The 21,802-nt window shown below is 34.6% G+C and carries 21 protein-coding genes and 1 pseudogene; 5 read left to right on the plus strand and 17 right to left on the minus strand.

All coding sequences use genetic code 11. The features are described 5' to 3' along the window. Window positions 1–33: 33 nt before the first annotated feature. From Q0Y84_RS01100 to Q0Y84_RS01120, 5 genes and pseudogenes are all read right to left on the minus strand, one after another. Window positions 34–1,055 (minus strand): annotated as a pseudogene (locus Q0Y84_RS01100) (ABC transporter substrate-binding protein); the annotation flags it as partial. Beyond that, window positions 967–1,152 (minus strand): hypothetical protein, encoded by a 186-nt coding sequence (locus tag Q0Y84_RS01105; RefSeq protein WP_297950098.1) that lies wholly within the window; start codon window positions 1,150–1,152, stop codon window positions 967–969. The gene Q0Y84_RS01105 and the pseudogene Q0Y84_RS01100, both read right to left, overlap by 89 nt. Before the next feature lie 283 nt (window positions 1,153–1,435). After that, the gene (locus tag Q0Y84_RS01110) at window positions 1,436–2,287 is read right to left on the minus strand and encodes a DNA/RNA non-specific endonuclease (protein ID WP_297949956.1); all 852 of its coding nucleotides are present in this window, start codon (window positions 2,285–2,287) and stop codon (window positions 1,436–1,438) included. Further along, entirely contained in the window at window positions 2,287–2,958 is a 672-nt protein-coding gene (locus Q0Y84_RS01115; protein WP_297949958.1) for a hypothetical protein, read from the minus strand. Before Q0Y84_RS01115 ends, Q0Y84_RS01110 begins: the two co-directional genes overlap by 1 nt. Window positions 2,959–3,087: 129 nt before the next feature. After that, the gene (locus Q0Y84_RS01120; RefSeq protein ID WP_297949960.1) at window positions 3,088–3,957 is read right to left on the minus strand and encodes a 1-acyl-sn-glycerol-3-phosphate acyltransferase; all 870 of its coding nucleotides are present in this window, start codon (window positions 3,955–3,957) and stop codon (window positions 3,088–3,090) included. Window positions 3,958–4,023: 66 nt separating this feature from the next. On the opposite strand from Q0Y84_RS01120, the gene Q0Y84_RS01125 reads away from it, so the two are divergent. Continuing rightward, window positions 4,024–5,136 (plus strand): glycosyltransferase, encoded by a 1,113-nt coding sequence (locus Q0Y84_RS01125; RefSeq protein WP_297949962.1) that lies wholly within the window; start codon window positions 4,024–4,026, stop codon window positions 5,134–5,136. 105 nt (window positions 5,137–5,241) lie between these two features. Continuing rightward, window positions 5,242–5,454 carry a hypothetical protein gene (locus tag Q0Y84_RS01130; protein ID WP_297949964.1) on the plus strand — a complete coding sequence of 71 codons (213 nt, stop codon included), beginning with the start codon at window positions 5,242–5,244 and terminating at the stop codon, window positions 5,452–5,454. Between the two features lie 36 nt (window positions 5,455–5,490). Here Q0Y84_RS01130 and Q0Y84_RS01135 read toward each other — a convergent pair whose 3' ends face one another. The 8 genes from Q0Y84_RS01135 to hsdR all read right to left on the minus strand — a co-directional run bounded on the left by Q0Y84_RS01135 (window position 5,491) and on the right by hsdR (window position 15,867). Then, a complete protein-coding gene (locus Q0Y84_RS01135) occupies window positions 5,491–5,937 on the minus strand; it encodes an HIRAN domain-containing protein (RefSeq protein WP_297949966.1) in 447 nt (148 codons plus the stop codon). A 233-nt stretch (window positions 5,938–6,170) separates the two neighbouring features. Continuing rightward, window positions 6,171–6,932, minus strand: a complete 762-nt coding sequence (locus tag Q0Y84_RS01140) for a hypothetical protein (protein WP_297949969.1) — start codon at window positions 6,930–6,932, stop codon at window positions 6,171–6,173. A gap of 73 nt (window positions 6,933–7,005) precedes the next feature. Beyond that, a complete protein-coding gene (locus tag Q0Y84_RS01145; RefSeq protein WP_297949971.1) occupies window positions 7,006–8,427 on the minus strand; it encodes a restriction endonuclease subunit S in 1,422 nt (473 codons plus the stop codon). Beyond that, a complete protein-coding gene (locus Q0Y84_RS01150) occupies window positions 8,417–9,868 on the minus strand; it encodes an N-6 DNA methylase (RefSeq protein ID WP_297949973.1) in 1,452 nt (483 codons plus the stop codon). The genes Q0Y84_RS01145 and Q0Y84_RS01150 overlap by 11 nt, the downstream gene beginning before the upstream one ends. Before the next feature lie 14 nt (window positions 9,869–9,882). Then, window positions 9,883–10,464, minus strand: coding sequence for an RloB family protein (locus tag Q0Y84_RS01155; protein WP_297949975.1), 582 nt, complete (start codon window positions 10,462–10,464; stop codon window positions 9,883–9,885). Beyond that, complete coding sequence (locus Q0Y84_RS01160; RefSeq protein ID WP_297949977.1) at window positions 10,439–11,746, minus strand: ATP-binding protein; 1,308 nt, start codon at window positions 11,744–11,746, stop codon at window positions 10,439–10,441. Before Q0Y84_RS01160 ends, Q0Y84_RS01155 begins: the two co-directional genes overlap by 26 nt. A gap of 93 nt (window positions 11,747–11,839) precedes the next feature. Further along, window positions 11,840–12,628, minus strand: coding sequence for a CPBP family intramembrane glutamic endopeptidase (locus tag Q0Y84_RS01165; RefSeq protein ID WP_297949979.1), 789 nt, complete (start codon window positions 12,626–12,628; stop codon window positions 11,840–11,842). A 20-nt stretch (window positions 12,629–12,648) separates the two neighbouring features. Beyond that, window positions 12,649–15,867, minus strand: a complete 3,219-nt coding sequence (gene hsdR / locus Q0Y84_RS01170; RefSeq protein ID WP_297949981.1) for a type I restriction-modification system endonuclease — start codon at window positions 15,865–15,867, stop codon at window positions 12,649–12,651. A gap of 183 nt (window positions 15,868–16,050) precedes the next feature. Between hsdR and Q0Y84_RS01175 the strand changes: the two genes are divergently transcribed. The 3 genes from Q0Y84_RS01175 (at window position 16,051) to Q0Y84_RS01185 (ending at window position 17,644) form a co-directional block, all read left to right on the plus strand. Continuing rightward, window positions 16,051–16,794: a DUF2207 domain-containing protein gene (locus tag Q0Y84_RS01175; protein WP_297949982.1), complete on the plus strand. Its 744-nt coding sequence runs from the start codon at window positions 16,051–16,053 to the stop codon at window positions 16,792–16,794. 131 nt (window positions 16,795–16,925) lie between these two features. After that, window positions 16,926–17,258, plus strand: a complete 333-nt coding sequence (locus Q0Y84_RS01180; protein WP_366791220.1) for a hypothetical protein — start codon at window positions 16,926–16,928, stop codon at window positions 17,256–17,258. Beyond that, window positions 17,258–17,644, plus strand: a complete 387-nt coding sequence (locus Q0Y84_RS01185; protein WP_366791246.1) for a hypothetical protein — start codon at window positions 17,258–17,260, stop codon at window positions 17,642–17,644. Before Q0Y84_RS01180 ends, Q0Y84_RS01185 begins: the two co-directional genes overlap by 1 nt. Window positions 17,645–17,709: 65 nt before the next feature. Here the strand turns inward: Q0Y84_RS01185 and Q0Y84_RS01190 are convergent, their stop codons facing one another. The 4 genes from Q0Y84_RS01190 to Q0Y84_RS01205 all read right to left on the minus strand — a co-directional run bounded on the left by Q0Y84_RS01190 (window position 17,710) and on the right by Q0Y84_RS01205 (window position 21,648). Further along, window positions 17,710–18,717, minus strand: a complete 1,008-nt coding sequence (locus tag Q0Y84_RS01190) for a DUF4767 domain-containing protein (protein ID WP_297949984.1) — start codon at window positions 18,715–18,717, stop codon at window positions 17,710–17,712. Window positions 18,718–18,729: 12 nt separating this feature from the next. Then, window positions 18,730–19,791: a hypothetical protein gene (locus Q0Y84_RS01195; RefSeq protein ID WP_297949986.1), complete on the minus strand. Its 1,062-nt coding sequence runs from the start codon at window positions 19,789–19,791 to the stop codon at window positions 18,730–18,732. A gap of 159 nt (window positions 19,792–19,950) precedes the next feature. Then, a complete protein-coding gene (locus tag Q0Y84_RS01200; protein ID WP_297949988.1) occupies window positions 19,951–21,177 on the minus strand; it encodes a metallophosphoesterase in 1,227 nt (408 codons plus the stop codon). Between the two features lie 105 nt (window positions 21,178–21,282). Beyond that, window positions 21,283–21,648 (minus strand): pyridoxamine 5'-phosphate oxidase family protein, encoded by a 366-nt coding sequence (locus Q0Y84_RS01205; protein ID WP_297949990.1) that lies wholly within the window; start codon window positions 21,646–21,648, stop codon window positions 21,283–21,285. Between the last annotated feature and the right edge of the window lie 154 nt (window positions 21,649–21,802).

A 21,802-nucleotide genomic window follows, 5' to 3' on the forward strand; every position in this document is an offset into this window, starting at 1 on the left:
GTTCAACCCTCTGATAGTATTTAAATTTATATTTTACTTACTAAACCCAACCTTATACCAAATACTATTGGCATCTGCAGGTTTAAGCGAATAGTTAACCAATTTGCTGTTAACTGCCTTAATAGAATAAGAATTAATTAGTGGTACGATATAAGCTTCATCATTCATATATTGTTGCCACTTATGGAATGCTTTAATCCGATAATCATGATTAAAGGCCTTCTTGGAATCAATGTCATCAAGTAACTTGTTATTCTCCTTGGTCGCAAATCTAGAATCGTTCATTGCACCAGTCTCACCATAAATTCCTGCAGGTGATGGTTCACTAGATAATAGCCAAGAAGCAATGTACATATCAATATTCTTATCATCTTGATCCAATTTGTCATAGAAAGAATTGAATTCCATTAATCTATTGCCAGTTAAACTTACATGTAAACCCATCTTTTTCCATTGTTGAATGTAATTCTGAATAATTGGCTCTTAGTCATCGCAGCTAAATGAATGCTTAATGGCTTGCCGTTAGGTTGTACTCTCCACTTACCCTTCTTCTTGTATCCAGCTTGATCTAATAATTGGTTAGCTTTCTTTAAATTATATGGAAAACCTTTAACCTTTTTATCAAAGTAAGCACCAAATTGTTCTGGAGTTAAAGTAGGAATTCGGGAAGTTAAACCTTGCGTATATCTTTTTTCAACTTGATTAATATTCATTGCATAAGCAATCGCTTGCCTCAAAGCTTTATTGTTCATTTTAGCCTTAGAATTCATGACGTTCTTGCCGTGTTGCCATTTACCTACTTTAAAGCCAAGATAACTATAAGCAAGAGGGATTTTCGCAACAAACTTTGTATCCTTGGCATCCTTGACAGCTTGCCATTGTGAATTAACTACATCGGCGATATCAAACTTATGACTTTTAATTGCTTGAGAAGCTGAATTAGTTGAAACAACTTGAGCCACAATTTTACTTAACTTCAGTTTCAATTGCATATGTTAAAGTACCACCTTTTTTAGTCGTCTTTTGTGCGGTTTGTTCAGGGAATTTCTTCGCACTTTTAACTGCGTTTTTATCATTTTGACCACAAGCTGCTAAGGATAAGACAGCACCGATAAGTAAACTAGCTGAACTGGATAATTTAATAACTTTCATAACTCTTTCTCTTTTCTGTAACAAAAAAAAGCCCACATCCCAATTAAGAAATGTGGACCTTGTTAATAATCAGTCAATTTCAATTAATTATTTAAAACAAAATTTGTCGCACACCATAATTTAGGATCACAAAATAAACCATCATTTTGGTGGTGGCGTCGTAATTCTACTGTTGCTAAACTTTGTGATTCTAACATGATATGTAGCTCCTTTCTTAAATAAATTTAATATTATATCAATCTGATACTTTGCTTTTGTCAATAAAAAATTTCAAAAATCTTTTTTACCCTACCCGACTAGTCCCTGTAGCATAATTCAAAGTTACACCATCTTGGACGTTAAAAATATAAATGTTGAAATGAACGGCATTTGAGTTAGTAGACTGACCTTCCATTTCAACACCGCGAGCAAGTAGCTCACTACCACGAAAGACCGGTGTTACCCGATAGCGAACATAATTGCTACAGCTTTCTTTAAGATAATCGGCCACTTGATCCTCATACCGTAACATATCTGGATCATTCAATTGTCTGGTTCCCGTCATCAGATTCTTAATATTATTGTTCTGACCGGTTAATTGATAACCGATTAGATGTGAACGATTGTACAGCCAGCCACCATCAATACGTTTATTGTGCCACCCCGTTGGATCAACGTGTAAAGGTTCGCGTTTAGCAATCGGCATCAATGACTGGTTAAGTAAAGCATTAGCAGCAGTTACTCGGTTTAAGCCATCAAGATTTCCGTATTCTTGCCAGGCACCACGATTAGTGCTTAAGTCACTCTGAGAGAAACTTGGATCATTATTATTCACGGTGATGACATTTTTGCCCGAATAATTAAGACTAGCTAACTTGGCAGCACTGACTGATTCAATATTATGCTTGCTTGTGTACTGTTTTAACTTTCTACGCAGCTTGGCAATCTTTTTATCTAAACTTTCAATTTTCTTTTCGGTTTGTTTATTTTCTTGCGTGATCTGTTTCGTCTTTCTCTCAGGACTGTGATCATATTTAACAACCGTTTTTACTTTGGCAATAACTGCTTGATTCAGATTAGGATTACTAATTACTCCACAGCCGCCAAATATAAGTAAAGCGCTAGAAGCAAGCGCAACGATTTTCTTCTTATTCATTATCTCTTCGCCTTTCTATAGCCAGCATTGATCGCATCTTGTTCACTCTTGAAATAAACGGCATTGGCAGAATTCATATGATAACCTGCTTGACCTGGCACGTGGAAAATCTTGGAATTAGCATTGCCAACAATCTTGCCGGTTTCAGCTGTATCTAAATCTCGATTACCACTGCCGCCATCGCTTTCAGTCGAGGAATCAGAATCATCTGTAGCTGAATCGCTTGTTTTTGTAGTATTTTTACGCGCTTGGCGTTGAGCTTGAGCTGCCTTTTTAGCAGCAGCTTTCTCTTTTACCTTTTCCGCCTTTACTTCTTGCACTTTCTTTTCTTTATCGCTTTGCAATTCGGCAGATAACTTATCATATTCTGCTTGCTTCTTTTTCTCTTCGGCTAATAAAACTTTGCGCTTAGCTTTAGCCTGAACTAGTTTCTTCTCACCCACCTTTTTAACGACCACATGCGTTTTAGGACTAGAGGCGGCAGTATCATCTTCGCTATCATTAGTGTTACCAATCGCACTGAAAAGTAAGAAAACAATTGCCAGTGAACTGATTGCTGACCAAGCGACTTGATGTTTCGCCTTGTTAAAAACGTACTTTTTCAACAAATAATACGGCGCTAGATAATACCAAAATAGTACCCATAGAACAATCTTCCAAAATAGATTCATTTTCACATAACACTCCCTAATATATGTTCATATACTATTAGTTTACTCTAATTGATGAATCGATTCAGGAAAAGATATAATATTAAAAAATCGCACCCCGTGCCCGTGTAGGGATGCAATTAATTGCGACTATAATGAACCGTCACGCGGAGCAAATCCAGCAATATCTTCGTAACTAAAATCAGTCGTTAGTTTTTGCCCATAGCAGTGCTCATAACAGGCTTTCTTTTGCTGAAAATCAATGGCGGCCATTTTCTGCATATTTTCTCTAGTCTTTAAGTCAGGATCAGGATAAATAGTTGGCAAAACATGCAAAATCTTTTTAGTTTTGTAAAAATCACGTTGAAATAGTTCTCTTTTAGGAGTTACTTGAATTTCGGTAAAAGTTGAAATAATTGGCTGATTAAACTTGGCAGCATAGTAATACGCCCCCTTCTTTAAAGGGCGAGGTTTCCGATAATTAAACCACAATTCTTCTTCGGGATAAATCAATATCCAGCCTGGTTTTTGCAGAACTTTTTCGACTTTTTTAGGAAAAATTCGGCTTAAATAGTGCAAATTACAATCAATTGGCAAAGAATCGAAATTTCGCACCGCCCACCCAATTAAATTAGGCATAACCAGATTGCTGGCTTCAACCACAATAAAAAGGCGCCGATGTTTCTTTAACGCTAATTTTTTCATTAATAATACATCGAACTGATTATAATGGTTCCCTGTAACAAAAGCCGTTGAACTTTTGGGTAAATTATTTAAACCTTCAATGTAGCAACGACCTGTTAAAATTTGCGCTGCCACGGCAAAAATAGCTCGAACAATTGGGTTAAACAAGCGATAACTAAAAGTTTGCGTATGTTGCCAATATTTATTGACCACTTCATTAGTATCTTTAGAATTAAGGATAGGGTCATGCAATTCAGCTTTTGCGTTAAATTGCTTTTTAGCTACATTTTTCTTAATATTGTCTATAACTTGTTGCCGCTGAAAACCAAAAATCATATTTTATCTCCAATCTACTGACTATATTATAACGAAATATTTATATCTGCACATTAAGGAGAAGTCATGAAACTATTAATTGTAATTGATGATTATTTCAATAAGAGTAACGGAATGTGTATCTCAACTCAGAGATTTGTCCGTGAATACAAAAAGATGGGACATGATGTCCGCGTACTTTCAATCGGTGAAAATGCAGACTTTCCTGTCCCAGAATTAAAAATCTGCCTTCCTTTTATTCATGGTTTGATTGCCAAACAAGGCTTCCACTTCGCTAAGCCAGTTAAAAAGACTTTAATCGAAGCAGTCACTTGGGCAGATATTATCCAAATTGAGACTCCCTTCCCTATTTCATGGCAAGCGGCCAAATTAGCTAAAAAACAAGGTAAACCAGTAGTTGGAACCTTTCATATTTATCCTCAAAATATTACAGCTTCAGTCCCTATTTTAAATAATCACTTGGGTAATTGGTGTTTTATGCTCTTTTTTAGAGAAAAATCCTTTAAAAATTGTGATGCTCTGCAAGTACCAACTATTAAAGTAACTAAGTGGTTACAGCAATATAAATTTAGACAAAAGTTATTTGTAGTTTCCAATGGCATTAGCAGTAAATTTATCAATAATCCGCATAAAGATAAAGTGGGACACCCTTTTACTATTTTGTGTATTGGTAGATTCTCCCATGAGAAGCAGCAAATAACTCTATTTAAGGCAATACAATTGGCCCAGCATTCATCAGAGATTAGACTAGTCTTTGCTGGTCAAGGGCCTTTGAAGAAAGAATATGAGAAATTAGCACGTAAGTTGCCTAACAAACCGACTATGAAATTTTTCACTCCCGCTCAGTTAAGACAAGTTATGTCGCAAAGTGATTTGGTAGTCCACTGTGCCGATGTCGAAATTGAAGGAATGGCCTGCATGGAAGCCTTTGCCAGCGGCTGCGTTCCTATCATTGCAGACAGTCCGCTATCTTCTACGGTTAGCTATGCTTTAAGTAAAAATAACCGTTTTCCCGCCAATAATAGCCAAATCTTAGCGCAAAGAATCGATTACTGGTTCGAGCATTTCCAAGAATTAAGCAAAATGCGGCAAAAATATCGTGAATATGCTAAGACACTAAGCGTCGCTCATTCAGCTCAAACTGCTTGGAATAATTTAGAAAAACTAATTGCAAAATAAAATGCTAGTTATCATTATACTTTCAGCAACCTAAGCACTACAATAGTGGTGTACAGGGATACAGTCAAAGCACCTGCAATTCTGAATATGAGAAAGGAAGATTTCATGAAATATCTATCAAGAAATCAAGCAGAACAATGGCTGAATCAACACACGCTTTATGGTCAACAGAAGAAAGTTTTCACCAATAAATTTATGAGGAAGTTAAAGAATAGCTATCGTTTGCTTCCTGATAAAGATAGCATCTTCGGCAAGAAATATAGCATGCGAGAATTAAAAGAGTATGCAAACGACGTAAATCCCAGAAAAATCGCTTAAGCAAAAAGGGCACCACTTTAATGTGATGCTCTTTTACTATGCTCTCATGTAAGCTTTTACTACTAAATACAAACGCTTGCCGCCCCAATGAAAAGTCTTGGTTTTGCCAAACAACAGATTACCTTCATCCATCAAACGACTTAAGATCAAATTATTGCTCTTAGGTAAGTACCCTAGCTTGAGCTCACCTGTTGTGTGCACACTAATTGCATGCTCATCGAATTCATTATTTGGTTCACGCATTAAAGCTAGCGGATCATTTTCAGATAGCTTCGGCACCACGTGATCTGCTAGATTGAGATATTGACTACCAGCTAATTCACAACCATATAGGAAAACATCACGTGCGTTGCTGGAATTACTATATTGAAGTCGCTTGAGTTTGTCCACTTGTGTTTGCAACTTTTCGACCTGATCAATTAGATTTTCAAAAATATCTTGTGGTGGAACATGGATAGTATCGTTAGGATTGTGAAATTGCATGGGGTTAGTCCTTTCTGTGGGTGAGTTTTATTTTTCAATGACGTGATAAAAAATCATAATCATAATAGTATTAGCTATGATTATTAGCTTTTGGAGCCTCATTCAAACTTTCGTATATATTTTTTATTTATGACCAGTTTATAGTTTAAAAAGAGCATCCTTTATTATTTATTTCATTCATGTTCATAGTAAATACTATTTCTCCTTGAAAATAGTCTTGCTTTTTCTCCATATCATAGTCTCTGTATAATCCTTATTTGTAGCATAAAATCTTTTCGATATAAATTATCATAAAGATCTTTATATTGTATGCTAATTTTCCACCCAGGAATATCTAATTTTTTGGTATCTTCATTTAACATTGGTCTATTTGAATAATATTTTAATGTTTTAGCCAAAATAGCCAATAAGTATGCTCTTGGTAGTTGAAAAGTAATACTTTTTTTTGAAAAAATAAACGGTTGACTATCAATCTTGAATTTATTTGAAGTCATTAAACCATTAAATTTGTCGTTTATATCAAAAAGATAATCATCAAATTTTGTTGGGTTAACATATGTTACTTGTAAGTCTGGATTATCACATATACTTTCTAGTGTAATACGATTGTAATTAATATCGTTGAATAACTTTACATCTTTTGCAGTGTTCATTCCTACATTAGTAAATGTAAAAAGGATTGGTGTATTAAGATAATTTGCTACATTAAGTTGATCATTGCCACGATTCTTAGTATTCCATGTAAAAGTCAAAAGTCTATCACTTGAATCAGCAAAAACTAATGGTTCCATGCTTTTCTGATTTTCACTTTTGTTTTCTTTAAATTGCTTAGAAGCATAAATAACGGCGATAAAATTTGAAATACCTACTAACCAGGTGCCTGGTGTGCCTAAATTATTAAATTTTCCACTTAATGACAGTATTAAAAGAAATATATCTGTTAAAAAAGCTATATAAATAAGTAAATTTAGCCCATTTTTCTTTATTTTTTTCATAATATAACACCCTATCTTTGTCTGTATATCATAAAGTATTATCTTTTTTTATTTGATGAGTTGGCTTTCAGCTTTAAATTAAAGTAAACAGTTGCTTTATTTTAGCGCTAATTTTACTTTGCTCTAACAAAGGTGGAAGTGGTACAAGTGTAGTTAATAAAGAATTAATCTTCATCCCTTTCACCGTAATCCCTGATGTTTCAAAATTTAGATGAGAGTATATATATAGCAAATATTTATCAAATAAATATTTGCTAGTAATTAGAGCACGCAAATCTTGATTTATACAAGCATCAATTGTATTCACAGCAATTCTTCCGACTGCCATTCTCATTACAACAATAAGAGTATTTGCAGTAATAAAATTAGTTGCACTATTTTTTAATCCTAATTCGGTTATAGAATCTTGTGTGCTTGTAATTTCATAATGATTTTCATGGACATCTTTGACGCTAATCCAAGGAATTTTTCCATTCCAAAATTTCGAGTTATTTTTTGATGGGGTACCTCCACCTATTGTGTCCAAAAGAACATCCCCCAATCTAACCCATTCCCAACTATCAGGAATATCAAATGGCTTCTCTTCATCAGCGATTGGAGGAAGTGGTTTACTCTTCTTAATCTTGCCTTCCTTAACAAGTTGTTCCTTCTCTGCTTTGATTTTTTCCAACAAAACACTAGCTGGCTCATCATGGGGATCTTGCTCGACTAATTTTCCGCGCATTGCTAAATCCAATACCTTCGACTTCAGCAAATCTTGAAGTTTTGTGTATTGTTGAGTAGAAGATTCGACTTTGCGAAGCAAAGCGAATAGCTGCGCTATTTTAGCAGCGATTCGACTTTGCTCTTCTAATGGTGGAAGTGGCACAGGAGTGTCTTTTATTACATTTCCATTTATTGCTTTAAAAGTACTACCACTAGAATGAGACTCATAATATGCTTTTTCAGACATCAAATATCTAAATAAATAGTTTTTATCTATTTTATACCCTTTTATTCCAGCCAAGCCTCGTCCTATGTATATTTTTCGATCTAATAAATTAACATCACCAACTGGAGCTCGAACGGCCATCAAAATATAATCTTCATTTACTACCTTGTTATTGAGAGTTGTAAATTTGTTTGATTTTTTAATAAATTCATCTGAAAATTCTGTTTTGCCTTGATGAAATTCAATCCCATTTCCAACTTGATTAACCGTATTACTCTTAGGGGCTTGTCCCATTTCAATTTTTGCTACATCCTCCAATCTAACCCATTCCCAGCTATCAGGAATATCAAAAGGCTTCTCATCATCAGCAATTGGAGCAAGCGGCTTACTTTTCTTGATCTTCTTATCCTTAATAAGCTGCTCTTTTTCAGCCTTAATCTTCTCAAGCAAGACACTAGCTGGTTCATCATTTGGATCTTGTGGGACTAACTTTCCCCGCATGGCCAAATCTAATATTTTTTCTCTTAAAGCTTGTGCATCAAATTCTAAAGTATTAGTCTCCACTGTCGTCAATTCCTTCTAACGCCTTATTAAGTTCATCAAGTGCATCCCTAATCGCCTTAGACTTGTCATTCATCTCACTCAAGATATCCTTAAGTGAACGATTATCATGTTCTTCTTCATCGTTCATCCAAGAAATATCAAGACTAGTATTAGGACGCGCCATAATTTCATCAATCGTAAACTTGCGCCATCTACCATTAGGATTCTTTTCCTTATCCCAGGTCTCCTTGCGCTTAGAACGATCATCTACGCAGAATAACTTTTCAAATTCCGTAAAATCTTTGTCATTCAATGGATTACGCTTACCAAATGACCGCATCTGGTGGCGCATATCGTAAATCCAAGTTTCCTTAGTATTATCCTTATCACTTTCACCACGTGTAAAGAACAAAACATTAGTCTGCACACCTTGAGCATAGAAAATCCCAGTTGGCAAACGCAAAATTGTATGCAAATTACACTTATTCAGCAAGTCTTTTCTAATTGCTTCGCCAGTACTATCAGCAAATAAGACGTTATCTGGTACAACAACTGCGGCTCTAGCCTTACCATCTTTTTTAAGTGAATTATAGATAATCTGTAAGAAGTTAAGCTGTTTATTAGATGTTTCGTAAGTTAAGTCATCACGAGTAACTCGCTCGCCACCTTTTTTCGTCCCAAATGGCGGGTTAGTTAAGACAACATCGAAATTCTTCATCCACTTACCATTAGCAGACAAGGAATCGCCTTGTTCAAGGCGACCATCCATTCCGTGCAAGTATTCGTTCATGATAGCTAATCGGTGCGTGTTGGGTACTAATTCCATACCAGAGAATGCTTCATGAATTTGAAATCTTTCTTGATCTTCATCTAATGTAGAATACTCATCAGTCTGATCTTTCAAATATTGATCTGCAGCAACCATGAAGCCAAAAGTGCCAGCTGCTGGGTCATTGCAACGATCACCGATCTTAGGCTGCGTCATTTTAACCATCATATTAATCAAAACACGTGGCGTAAAGTATTGACCTGCACCAGACTTAACTTCGTTAGCGTTTTTCTCCATTAATCCTTCGTAAAGATCACCTAAGCCCTCTTCACGAGCAGACCACCAATCAAGACCATCAATATCTTTGATAATCTTTTCCAAATTAGCTGGTTCATCGATTGCAGTTGATGCATTAGCATAGATGGCATTAATCCGTTCACTTTTAACGATTTCAGGATTACCTAAGTCAAGGAGTAGCTGACGATAGAAGTTCTTAAGCTCTAATCCTTCCTTAGAAACAAGATTATCCCAACGACATTTTTCAGGAATATCTTTTTCTTCACCTTGTTCTTTGCTCATCTTTAAGAACAAGATATAAGTTAATTCCGTAATGTAGTCTTGATAGCTTACCCCATCATCACGTAAGACATTACATTCATTCCACAACTTTTGAACGATTTCTTGATTGTTCACTTGCTTTTGCTCCTTTAAAAATTATCTCGTTTGAAGATCTCTGGTAAATATAATTGAATATTAGTAAATGGATCATCATTTATCCAATCATAATTTTTTTGATATAGCTTATCTGCATGATCAACTGCATTTTGTACTTTATCAAAAATGTACTCTCGATAACTGTTCCCTTTGAACCGACTATAATCCTGATTAAAATAAGCAGTCTTAGAAAGTTTTTGAACTAACTCATCTCTTGTATAAGAACGCGTCACAGGTTCAAAATGCATTAAAATCCAAATTTCGAAATCTATTGAAGAAAACATGATTGCAATACCATTCTTTTGAGCAAGTGTATCACATTCTCTTAATTCTGCTTTCGAGTGTTCATCTCTATCAAAAGCAACATAGGTTTTATCCAAATGATTATATTTACTAAACTTAATGGCTTTTTCAACTAGGCTTCGACCAGATAAATCAGCAGCTACTACCTTTATTTTAATATTTGCCAAACGATATTTTTGTTTAAGCATCGTAAAATACTGCTTTTCAGATTCACCTTCACATAGAATGCCAATAATTGGATTAGATTTAACCTTGTTTCTCTTTCTTCCCATGCTCATCCCCATATTTTTCATGAATCATTTGCAATACATCAAGCAATCCATCTACATCTATCACAGGAACTGCACCGAATTTACCTTGCAAGTATCTCTTAGCAAAGGAAATGTCATGTCGTCCTTTATTGCGTGCATCTTCAAAATCAAAGATTGATTTCAAATTGCTGATTCCGTGAAAATCTTTATCTAACAAATAAATTTGATCAATTCTCAGATCGCTGTCTAACAACTGAATATCATGAGTAGTGATAATAAACTGATTCAAATTTTCTGTTGAATTAAAAATACGAACTAAAGCAGCTGCAAGTTCAACATGCAATGAATCATCAAATTCATCGATTATAATCGTCTTCTCGTTACCATTCATTTGAGCAAGCATCATTGCTAATACTATATAAAATAAACGACGTGTACCAACAGACTCTTGTGTTAATGGAAGTTCCCCAGAATTAATAACTTCATTTTGATGATAAATCTTGTGAACCGTATATAGTTCTTTAGTTGTTTTAGGATAATCAATATTTAAATTCTCTACAATCTTTTGTAATTGTGGATTCAACGGATTAGCAGGTACTTCTCTAATTCTAATATCAGAGATATTAAAATCCGCAAAACTTAAGAATGAGATCATTTCTTTTTTGAGGTATTCATCTTCCATCAAATTTAAAAGTTCGTCAGGGATATTTACTGGATAGCCGCTGCCAATAAAAATCAAATCATTAGCAAACCATTTATAAATAGCAATGCAGTCTGCATCATTTTCAGATTGTGCTAAATATAAGAACAGAGAATTACTTCTAAGTTTGGGGATGCTTCCTTCTAAAAGTTTATTAGAAACCTGAACATCATTATCATGTCTAGAGAAGATATTTGTTTCTTTATTACCACTAATTAAAGTTAATGATTCATAAGTAATGTTCTCTCGATTATAGCTAAATGAATAATCATAAATTTTGCCATTTAACTCAAGCTTTACTTCAAAATGGGTATCTTCACTTTTTGATTTTTCATCAAATAAAAAAGGATAATAATTCAACTTATCTGTTACTGCTTGAGTTGGATGAGTTATTATTCCTTCCATTGTTTGCAAAGCTTGAATTAATTGTGATTTACCTGAACCATTAGGTCCAAATAGCAAAAGACTTTTTAACAATGATGGCTTTTTATTAGAGAAAGTATTAGTTTCTTTCAATTTACGTAGTCTATTGCCCGTTTCTGCAGACAAAGTAGTGCTTTCCTTAAAAGAAGCGTAATTCTTAACAGTGAATTCAATTAACATGTTGTGCCCTCCGTGTTACTTTAAGTTTAGCACACGCTCATTTTAATCACAACTTTTCGTGATCAAAATAAAAATGCCGTTTAAGGCATTTTTCTAATTCAATCTCTCTTTTAAACAATGATGATGATACGCCCAAATAGTTAGTAGTGATATTCCACTAATCCAAATAAAAATGACGATAATACTTGACCACGGTGCTAACGCGTCCCCAGTCAACACAACTGGCGATATATCAAAGGCAATATGCATAATGACAGAAGGCCACATATTATTTGTCAATATTCTTATTGTACAGAACATCAATCCCATAGCGGTCACTACTATTACCTGTTGAGCGGTTACTGTAAAAGTTTGTCTAATTAAGTTTATAAAATGGAGTAACCCAAAACACAATGAACTCAAAATTGCTGGCAAAATCAAAACATAGCGTTGCTTAACAAATAATTTAGTAAAAATATTAAACAGGAGGTCGCGGAACAAAAATTCTTCACACAGACCTGCCGCAATTGCTGATAAGAAAATAGTCACCATTGTGAATAGTGGCTGATGCGCAGTTTCAATCCATTGGCTAACTTTTCCATAATAAATAATGATCACTGATAAAGTGAAGAAAAATGTAAGCCAAAGTACTTTTCCTTGTTTAATTCTCCGAACAAAGATTCCAAAACTTTTCCCTGCAAAGATATTAGCGAAATGAGCACAAATTAATGAAATGATTAATCCGATAACCGCTAACAGTAATTCGCCATTATTACTTTTAAAAAAAGCAACATTTAAGAAAATTATATTTCTAAAAGAATAGATTACCGTTAAGACAATAAAAGCAATCGTCATCTGCGGTATTGAATATTTGTTTTTAGTGACTTCTAAATTATCTTCCATCTTTTTGCACTATACTCCCTTTAAACATATAAATTTTCATTCAAAACATAAATAATCTGATCGGCGTTCTCTGGGAAGATCTTCTTAATCTGTTTGTAGCCGCCATGCCGTTTGAAAAAGTAGTTATCATCAAAGGCCTTTTCTGCATTAGGACCTAATACTGTTGACGACAATAATTGATTCTCTATGCGTTTTAACCATTTCTTCTGCGGAATAGTCCAATCAGCTAAACCATAAACTTTTTGCATGGCATTATGAATTCTAACATCATGATCCACCAACTCAGATCCAGCCGCAGCTTGTCTAATGAAGCTAATAATATCGGCAGTGGTCTGAACATGGTTAACGTTTTTCCATGCACTTTGCAAATCATTTTCTTTAAAGCCATTTTGCTCTAGCTTAAGTTTAATATTTTTGAGTTCATCAAAAGTTAAATCCTTCGGTCTAGTAGCTACAACTTGTAAGGCTGGAATAGTATTGACGTTTTCCTTAACGAATTTATTGAAGTTTTCAATATAATCCGCTGGTTTTTGATTGCCATGCCCATAACCTCGACTTACATTAACTACTTTGTCTACTGCGTCAGATATTATTTGCTTGGATTTGACTGGGCTAATGTGGTCTAACTGCTCAAACTTAGGCCATTGCTGTAAAAAATGGGCCTTATCTAATTTACTTAATTCACGCGCCCACTGATCAATCGACTTAATTTCAGCTAAACGTTGAAACTCATTGCGTCTAGTATCATCCAGGCGCTTAATTTTCCGTTCCACTGCACCGGCCATATCTACTTGATATTGCGCTGAATCTTCATTGGTTTCAAAAAAATCATCCTTATGGTTCAAGAAATAATGAACATTATGACCTGGTTGTTTAACAACCGGCTTCATATTCGTTACTTTGTTCATTGCTTCATAGATTCCAACTGCATCATAAATATTGAACTTTGATTTATTAATCTCAGGACAAAGTCTAGTTGCACGACCAAGCATTTGTTCATACAAAATTCTTGATTGAACCCGTCTCAAGAAGACGATATTAGTAATCTGTGGTACATCAACCCCAGTAGTTAGCAGATCAACAGTTACTGCAATATTAGGGTTCACTTCATTTTTGAAGTTTTTAATTTCTTGGTTAGGATGGCGAATTGAACCAGTAATCTTTTCAATCGCATCATCATCAACTGGATTACCAGCCTTTTTGAAAGATTGCTTGAGTAAATCAACTACCATATCTGCGTGAGCATCAGTTGCCGCAAAGATTAAAGTTTTACCTAAATCAGGATCATTAGGATCTAAATATTTTTCAGCCAATTCATCACAGACTACTTGATTAAAACTACGCGTAATTACCCGATGATTAAAGTCTTTAACATCAAAGTCCATATTATCTGGTAATTTTTCTTTATCAATTGTTTGTTCATCTTGATTGAAGAAAGAGGCTTCTGCACCCTTTTTAAAATGAATCCCTTCTTGAGAAAGCTGCGTTTTAATTATTACTGGTGCATCATGATCAACCAAGTAACCATCAAGAACTGCTTGTTGATAGCTATAAGAATATACTGGATCACCAAAAATATCGATAGTTTGCAAAGCTGGTGTAGCTGTCATACCAATTGCAGTAGCGTCAAAATAATCAACTACTCGACGATACTGACTAACATAATCTTCCTGACTATAGAATTGATATTCTTTATCACTCAATTCCTTATCTTCAGCATAGCCACGGTGGGCTTCATCAACGATAATAAAGTCATATTGTCCAACAGATGGTTTATCATCATTTTTTTCAGTAAAGAAAAGACGCTTGATCATTCCCTGAACCGTTGCAATTTGAATTTTAGTAGAAACTTCAGGTGCTTTATCGCTCAATTCTTTTATGCCATAAATGGAAGCAATCGACATAGTACCGATCTTATTATCTTTAATTGCATTAGCAGTTTGCCGACCAAGAGAATTACGATCAACTAAATAAAGAATTCGCCTAGCCCTCTTATGTTTCAACAATCGATACATTAAGGCAATAGCTGTTCTAGTTTTACCAGTTCCTGTGGCCATTGCTAGAAGGATACGTTTTTTCCCCTCTTTAATAGCAGTTTCCATTGCTTTAATTGCATCAGTTTGATATTCACGATCTGCAAAATCAGGAAAATCTTGATCGTCTATCAAGTCTCGGTTTGCTTCTTCTTTATTCTTAGCAGAAAGCTTTAAAGACAAATCGTCAGGTTTATGGAATTCTTCCAGAGCATATGCACTTTCTTTAGGATTACGTGCATCCCAGAACCAAATACCAGACTTTTCTTTATATTGTTTAAGATATGGACGACCATTTGCAGTATAAATAAATGGAACTTTGTAATTACCCATTTCATTTGCAACAAGACGATAATCTGACCTAAAAGGTACTTCCTTTGCATATTCTTTAGGCTGAGCCATCTGTCCTGCAATGTCTTGATCCCATTTTTTTGCTTCGACAATTCCGTAGAACTCCAAGCCTTTGAATAATGCATAATCTGCTCTTTGTCCATCTGGTAAAACCCATTCAGCAATTGCCATATTATGACCTTTTTGCGGCTCAGTTTTTTGAGTCCAATTATTCAATTTTTGAGAATCTACTTCCCAGCCTGCATCTCGCAATTGTTGATCAATTAACTGACGTGTTTCTGCTTCAGTTAGCTCATGCTTTTTAGCAAATTGAACGTTAATATTTCGTCTGCGTTCACGCTCTTCAGGAGAAACTATAACTTCTTGCACCCTATTTTGTTGTAACTGCTTAATCTTTTCTTCCAGAGCCTTAATTTTATCTTCTTGAGTTTTAATTAAAGCTTTTTGGTCTTGTGGTTCAACATAATCTGCAACTTCATCAAGAGAATAAACTTCTAAAAACCATTTCCATACCAAATAAGCACTCTGATCAATTTCAAGTGCAATCTTTTTGGTAGCAATAAAATGATCATCATGAGCTGCCTTATTACGTCTTAACCTGATCAAATTAAGAGCATTCAAAACAGTAGGTGGATATTCATTCTTAGAATATGCCATTTTTTCAATTCGTTGTTTTTGATTCAGATCCCAATCGCCTAAATCATCTAAGTGCATGATTTCTTTAGTTAATTGCTCGCCGAAAGTACCAAAAACAGTCAAACTACTTCTAGGATCAGAATAAATTAGACTCTCTGCACTAGAAGCTAGTTTGGCGTATTCTTGGTAATCTTTTTGTGAAGTTTCAAAATTAGACATTACTTTTCCTCTAATAAATTAAGTCAATATAACTTTATTTTACTCCGAAGCTTTGTTTAATCACAAGTAGTCCAAATACAAAAAGGGGCATCAATATAGCGCATCCCCTCAATATTTTTTTCAAAATCTTTTTCTAAAACTATGCTAAATCGAAAATAATTTATTTTTATAAGGACTATTTTAATGAAAAAGATAAAACTCATCTCCCTAATAGTTGGATTTTTTGCGCTCTTTATTTTCGGCAATATCACTCAACCTGTTGTTCATGCAGATGTAAAATATAAAATAAACAAGGTAAACGTTAATGCTACTGTTAATAAAAACGGCTCTTTATCTATCAAACGTACTATTTACTATAAATTTAACAGTATAGCCAATGGAGTTTATTACCAGCAAAATTTGAATTCTGACCAGAAATTAATCAAGCCTGAAGTTCATATATCATTTGCTTCAGATCCACACACCGATTTCAAGCTAGATAAAACAAATTCTGAAGTAGATTTTCCCTATAAACTTTCAAATACCAAAGAGGGTTATCGCTTTAAAGTTTTTGTGCCAATTATTGATGGCAATAAATTAAAAGTCACCTATTCTTATATAATTACTAACGCCGTCATTAATTGGCATGATATAGCAGAATTAAATTACAAAATTATCGGTAATGGCTGGAAAACTGAACTTAAACATACTAAAGTTACAATTAATTTCAAAAAGCAAAATATTTCCAAATTAAAAGTCTGGGCACACGGCCCTAGTTCCAGTTACACCAAAGTCAATCGTAAAAAAGGACAAATGATTCTAACAGCCAATAATGTCCCTGGTGATATGGGAGTAGAAGTTCATACAATCTTTTCCCCATCTGTCACTCGCTTGAATAAAAATATTCGTCATTCTAATCATTTTTTCTCCAGGAAAAAGAACTGTTAGCTCAAACAAAACGCGCACAGAAACGAAAGAAGATACTGAAGCAGACTATTTCAATTAGTTCGCTAGTTATAGGTATTATCCCCTGTCTCTTTATCTTTAGGAAATTATTTTTTAGCGAACGTAGTGGTACCATGCCACGACGTACATCTAAATCACCTCATAATTATGAAATTCCTGACGTAGATCCAGTTACTGCACAAGTACTAGATACTGGAGAATATCTAAATAATAAAGCGTTTCCTGCTTATTTGATGTATTTAGCAGGAAAAAAACGTATCACAATTACCAAAGTTGAAAATTCTAATTATAAGATTGAATTAGTTGATCCTACAGTAAAAGAAGAATCAAGATTCATTAAAGAAATGTTTGATATTGTAGGCAACGAAGAATCTTTTACAACTCAAGACCTAAGAGATTACTATTTATCTCATGACTCTTTTAAATTGGAAAGAAGAAATGTATAATCAATCAAGGATTCATTAGCAAAAAGCTTAAAGCCAATTACGACGGCATCCGCTTCAAATCAGTTTTACTAAATATCTTACTGTTTATGCTAGTCCCTATATCCTTATTTATAATCAAAGCTGATTCATATATTTCAGTTACAATTACCACTTTATTTTTAATCAATATTGTTGGTAGACGAATCCATAAAAAACGTAATTGTACTTACACTAAAAAAGGAGCTAAAAAGACCGAAAAAATACGTGGGTTTAAAAAGATGTTAGCTGATATTGGTAACTTTGGGGCAAGTGACTCTGGTAGCTTTTCAAGTGGAGATTCTGGTGGCTTTGGCGATGGTTCTGGAGGAGGAGCATTTAGCACCTTAACTATTACTAATAATGATTAAAAAATAAGAATTTGCCCCAATTACGTTTGAAGCAAATTCTTATTTTTTTATTTATAGTCTTACTTTTACTTATCCGCATCTTCAATTGGTTTCAAGGCTTTAACATATCCATTAACTTCGGCCTTTTGACTGCTATTTACATAGTAATCACTCTTTAAGCGGTCAATGGTATAATGTTCTGTTTTAATCGGGGCCTCTGCAACTGATTTAGCATGGCTATCATCAACAAATTTAACAGTAACATCATTACCATTCTGTTTAAACCAAAAGTAACTAGTAGGATCACCGTTAGCGGTTATGTAATCATAGCCCTTCATCTTGCCTTTATAATCCCAGTCAGTACCATAATACATTTGACCTTCCTTAAGTCCATCTTTAAACCAGTCACCAGATTTTAAGAGTCCTACAAATACACCAACTAATTTAACGTCTTCGGTATCCGAGTCTGAATCATTAGTATCTGTATCATCATCTGAATCAGGCATTGATGCATCTTTACCTGCAGCAATTGCATCAAATCCATTAATTAAATCCTTGTTAGCCGTTTCTTTAACTTGAACATACTCACCATTAGTAGTTTCATCAACTAACACAACTGGTTGACCATTATGAAAAGCAAAAAAGTAAGTAATATGACTTGCACCCTCATCTTTGTCATAATTATAAATTGCTACAACATTGTAGTCACTATTGCCTTTGCCATCTGGTTCATATGATAAGCTCGCTTTTTGACCATTTACTTGCACACGATCAAATTCTTTTGGGAATTCTTCGCCAGCGGCAGTCTTGATTTGACCACTACCGCTATACTTTTCATACTCTTGATCCATGCTATCAGCCCAGTCATCAAAGAAGTCATCAAGCTTATCTTGCTTTTCTGAATCCCAAAGGTTGGAATCATTAGTCTCAGAACTACCATTATGGCCAAAAACTCTTTTACCAGACGTTCCAGTTTTTCTAACACTACCAACACCAGTTGTCTTCTTCACATTTGCTGATTTATGACTCTGGCATCCCGTCAAAGTCAAAACAGCCATTGTAGTAATTACACCAGCTAATATTTTCTTTTTCATTTTTGCCTCGTATTATTTTAAATCAACAGTAAAATCAAATGTTTTATCAAGCGAATCATCATCAGTGTCTTGAGCATTACCAGTGAATTTAATTCTGATATTTTTAATTGCTGAAACTGACTTTAAATGTTGAATCGGTATGGTAATTGTACCAGACTTAGTAACATCAGCATTAATATCGCCATCCCAACTTTCGCCGTTATCGGCATCATGTTGTTCACCATTTGAATAATTATATGTACCTTGTGAAGGATAAATCGAAATATCATCCTGAGCACTAACTGACATATAAATTCTAGCAAAGCCATTCACTTGAAACTTACCATCATTAGCAGAATCATACTTATATGATTTAGTTGTTTGATAGATCTTAATCTTATTAATTTTGATTGTTCCACCATCCCAGCTCTTATCAATGTAGCCAATTCTGTAAGTTTTGACTGCCTTGATCTGATACTTTTTGTAACCAACATTAATTGTATTAGCACTAGACTTATGACTTTCTGCAAATGGATCAGTACTTGCGCTTGAACTTCTAAAACTACCATCAGTCATAATCAAGAAGGCTCCTGAAATGAACACAATGGTAGCAATAATTACCAACCAAACCCACCAAGTTTTGTACCAAGGAAAATTAGTCGTAGCCGTATTAGATTCATTACTTTCAGAATCAGTAGAATTATTACCACCATAGGGATGCTTCCTATATCCTGCCTTACCCCAGGGACAAGCAATCGCATAAAAAAGCATTAATAACACGCCTAAAAAAGTCGCATCACTATAATCAAGCATTGCACCATAGATTGCATTAAGCCCAATCACCACAAAGAAAATGATTTTAGCAATCATTTCAGCTTTTTTGACGGGTGCTTTCTTTAAGGTAACTAAATACCAAATTGTTAATCCCACTGCCCATGCAGCATAAAAATACAAGAAGTATTGGAATTGGCGCACAATACCGATCCACGCAACTGAAGCTAAATACTGAGCATAGCCTAATGTACCAACTGCAAAAAATGCTAAAAGAATCGCTCCCACTAACCTTCTAACATTGATTTTATTACTTTCTTCCACCTTTTTTCCTCCAAATCAAAAAATTACAAACAGATTTATTATAACAATAGAAAGGCTCTTATTAAAAAAGAGATTGAAACTCAATTGTTTCAATCTCTAATAAAAACTATTTAACAATATGCCTAATACTAGCCTGCCTACTACATCTACTATCACTAATTACCATTTAAGTAGCAACTGCTGACTGCTCTGCTTTACCTCTAAAAAAGAGTCGAGATAACGTTTGAAATCTGGCAAATATTTTGCGACTAGTTGATATTCAGCCGAATTAACAATCTTGTTTTTCTCTTCGTTGGAATAATTACTTTTACCAATAAAAAAGTTCCAATTTAATTGATCTGCAAAGCTAATTACAGCTTCAGCTTCTTTTTCTTGCATAGCTTGCTTAATTTGAATTAACTGTTGCTCGCCCAGGTTAAAGAATAGCTGCTGTAAATATTGATGAAAATCTTGCTGCGGCAACTTTTGTTGTTCTGCTTTAGTCAGCCAAGGTTTCATTTCAAATGAGTGTACCTGGTATCTCATCCTCGTCTCGTTCAACTGAACTTGACCATATTCTTGCGTAGTCATACAAAAACAAGCCCCTGCCACTTCCGCAATCGGAGAATTGGCAAATGGTCCAATAATATTTTGAGCATGCATGTGTCCTGAAAAAACTATTTTAACGCCATATTTTTGTAGCAGAGCTTGTAATTCGACTGCATTATCCAAAATATAACCTTGGTAAATTACCTTATTATGCCGATATAAGTTGTGGTGCATGAAAAATAATACTTGTTGCTGGTGTTTTTGGGCATCAATTAGTTCTCTTTCAATCCAATTCGATTGAAAAGTTGAAATCCGCCCATTAGTAATTGGATGGGACCGCGATTCTTGACTACCATAAATGTTTGAATCTGCAAGAATTAAGCGATATTGCGGATTTAAATTAACACTATAAGCTAATGAACTAGGATCTTCGTGAAGTGCATCCTGATAAGAATTGGCAAAAATTTCCTTCCAAATAGCTGGTCCAATTTGCAGCGTATAGTATTCCTGAGCTCCCTTAAATTTACGGGCCCAACCATCAAAAATATCATGGTTGCCTGGCAAAACGAAAAAAGCAATGTCATTTTTAATTAAAGGCTGAAAAATATCGGCTAAACGCTCAGCCGATATTCTAGCGCCATTAAAAGTTACATCCCCAGTAATTATCACTGCAGTGGGTTTCTCGGCAATTGCTTTGCGTACAAAGGCTGTTAAAGCAATTTCTTGATAATCTAAATCTTTGCCTGCACTGGTATTACGCATATGCTGAAAAGCAGCGCCATCATCATGTAGACTATCTGCAATTAAATGTGTATCTGATAATAGCCATAGAACTGGCTGTTTTTTATTAGTAATCACAATTTACCTTTTTTCAAAATTTATCCTTATTTTAGTTACACTTCAATTATAACAACTAAAAAAGCATCCCGTCCTCGGGATGCTTTATCAGCTCAATAGATTAAATTAAGCATCAATTTCTTCGATCTTAATGTTAACTACAAATGCATTTGGAGTGTCAGTGCCTGAAACGATCTTCTTAGCGTAATCGTCACCTTCGTGAATTTCAGCGTGACCTAAAACACGAAATGCCTTGTGAGTAGGAACATCAGCAACAACGATAGCTGCTACTGAACCATTCTTCAAGTTTTCATAAGCAGTTGACTTGGTCTTTTCAAGGTATTGAATAGTTGAAGGATCAATTGCCTTAAGTGAAGCCTTAGGACCAACTTGTGGCACACCGTTAGCATCTACAGTTGCCATGTATGGTAAGTGTGAGTTAAAGAATTCAATTTGTTCGTCAGTAAGTTTAGTAGTATCTAATTTTTTCATAAAATTCGACCTTTCTTTCATAAGCTCATCTATAATTATAAGCTACTTGCTGAAAAATAGTTATTATTTTGCTTCAGCTTAAGCAATTCTTACATTTTCTATATACAAGATATTGTATTTGATGAAATGTGTTTTTAATTTGATTTTCCCTGCT

This window comes from uncultured Lactobacillus sp. (genome assembly GCF_947367125.1).
Lineage (GTDB): Bacteria > Bacillota > Bacilli > Lactobacillales > Lactobacillaceae > Lactobacillus.

Bases quoted from the DNA above. Each gene is read 5' to 3' on its own strand.
- Q0Y84_RS01105 (WP_297950098.1), bottom strand. From the start codon at position 1,152: ATGAAAGTTATTAAATTATCCAGTTCAGCTAGTTTACTTATCGGTGCT.
- Q0Y84_RS01110 (WP_297949956.1), bottom strand. From the start codon at position 2,287: ATGAATAAGAAGAAAATCGTTGCGCTTGCTTCTAGCGCTTTACTTATA.
- Q0Y84_RS01115 (WP_297949958.1), bottom strand. From the start codon at position 2,958: ATGAATCTATTTTGGAAGATTGTTCTATGGGTACTATTTTGGTATTAT.
- Q0Y84_RS01120 (WP_297949960.1), bottom strand. From the start codon at position 3,957: ATGATTTTTGGTTTTCAGCGGCAACAAGTTATAGACAATATTAAGAAA.
- Q0Y84_RS01125 (WP_297949962.1), top strand. From the start codon at position 4,024: ATGAAACTATTAATTGTAATTGATGATTATTTCAATAAGAGTAACGGA.
- Q0Y84_RS01130 (WP_297949964.1), top strand. From the start codon at position 5,242: ATGAAATATCTATCAAGAAATCAAGCAGAACAATGGCTGAATCAACAC.
- Q0Y84_RS01135 (WP_297949966.1), bottom strand. From the start codon at position 5,937: ATGCAATTTCACAATCCTAACGATACTATCCATGTTCCACCACAAGAT.
- Q0Y84_RS01140 (WP_297949969.1), bottom strand. From the start codon at position 6,932: ATGAAAAAAATAAAGAAAAATGGGCTAAATTTACTTATTTATATAGCT.
- Q0Y84_RS01155 (WP_297949975.1), bottom strand. From the start codon at position 10,464: ATGGGAAGAAAGAGAAACAAGGTTAAATCTAATCCAATTATTGGCATT.
- Q0Y84_RS01160 (WP_297949977.1), bottom strand. From the start codon at position 11,746: ATGTTAATTGAATTCACTGTTAAGAATTACGCTTCTTTTAAGGAAAGC.
- Q0Y84_RS01165 (WP_297949979.1), bottom strand. From the start codon at position 12,628: ATGGAAGATAATTTAGAAGTCACTAAAAACAAATATTCAATACCGCAG.
- hsdR (WP_297949981.1), bottom strand. From the start codon at position 15,867: ATGTCTAATTTTGAAACTTCACAAAAAGATTACCAAGAATACGCCAAA.
- Q0Y84_RS01175 (WP_297949982.1), top strand. From the start codon at position 16,051: ATGAAAAAGATAAAACTCATCTCCCTAATAGTTGGATTTTTTGCGCTC.
- Q0Y84_RS01180 (WP_366791220.1), top strand. From the start codon at position 16,926: ATGCCACGACGTACATCTAAATCACCTCATAATTATGAAATTCCTGAC.
- Q0Y84_RS01190 (WP_297949984.1), bottom strand. From the start codon at position 18,717: ATGAAAAAGAAAATATTAGCTGGTGTAATTACTACAATGGCTGTTTTG.
- Q0Y84_RS01205 (WP_297949990.1), bottom strand. From the start codon at position 21,648: ATGAAAAAATTAGATACTACTAAACTTACTGACGAACAAATTGAATTC.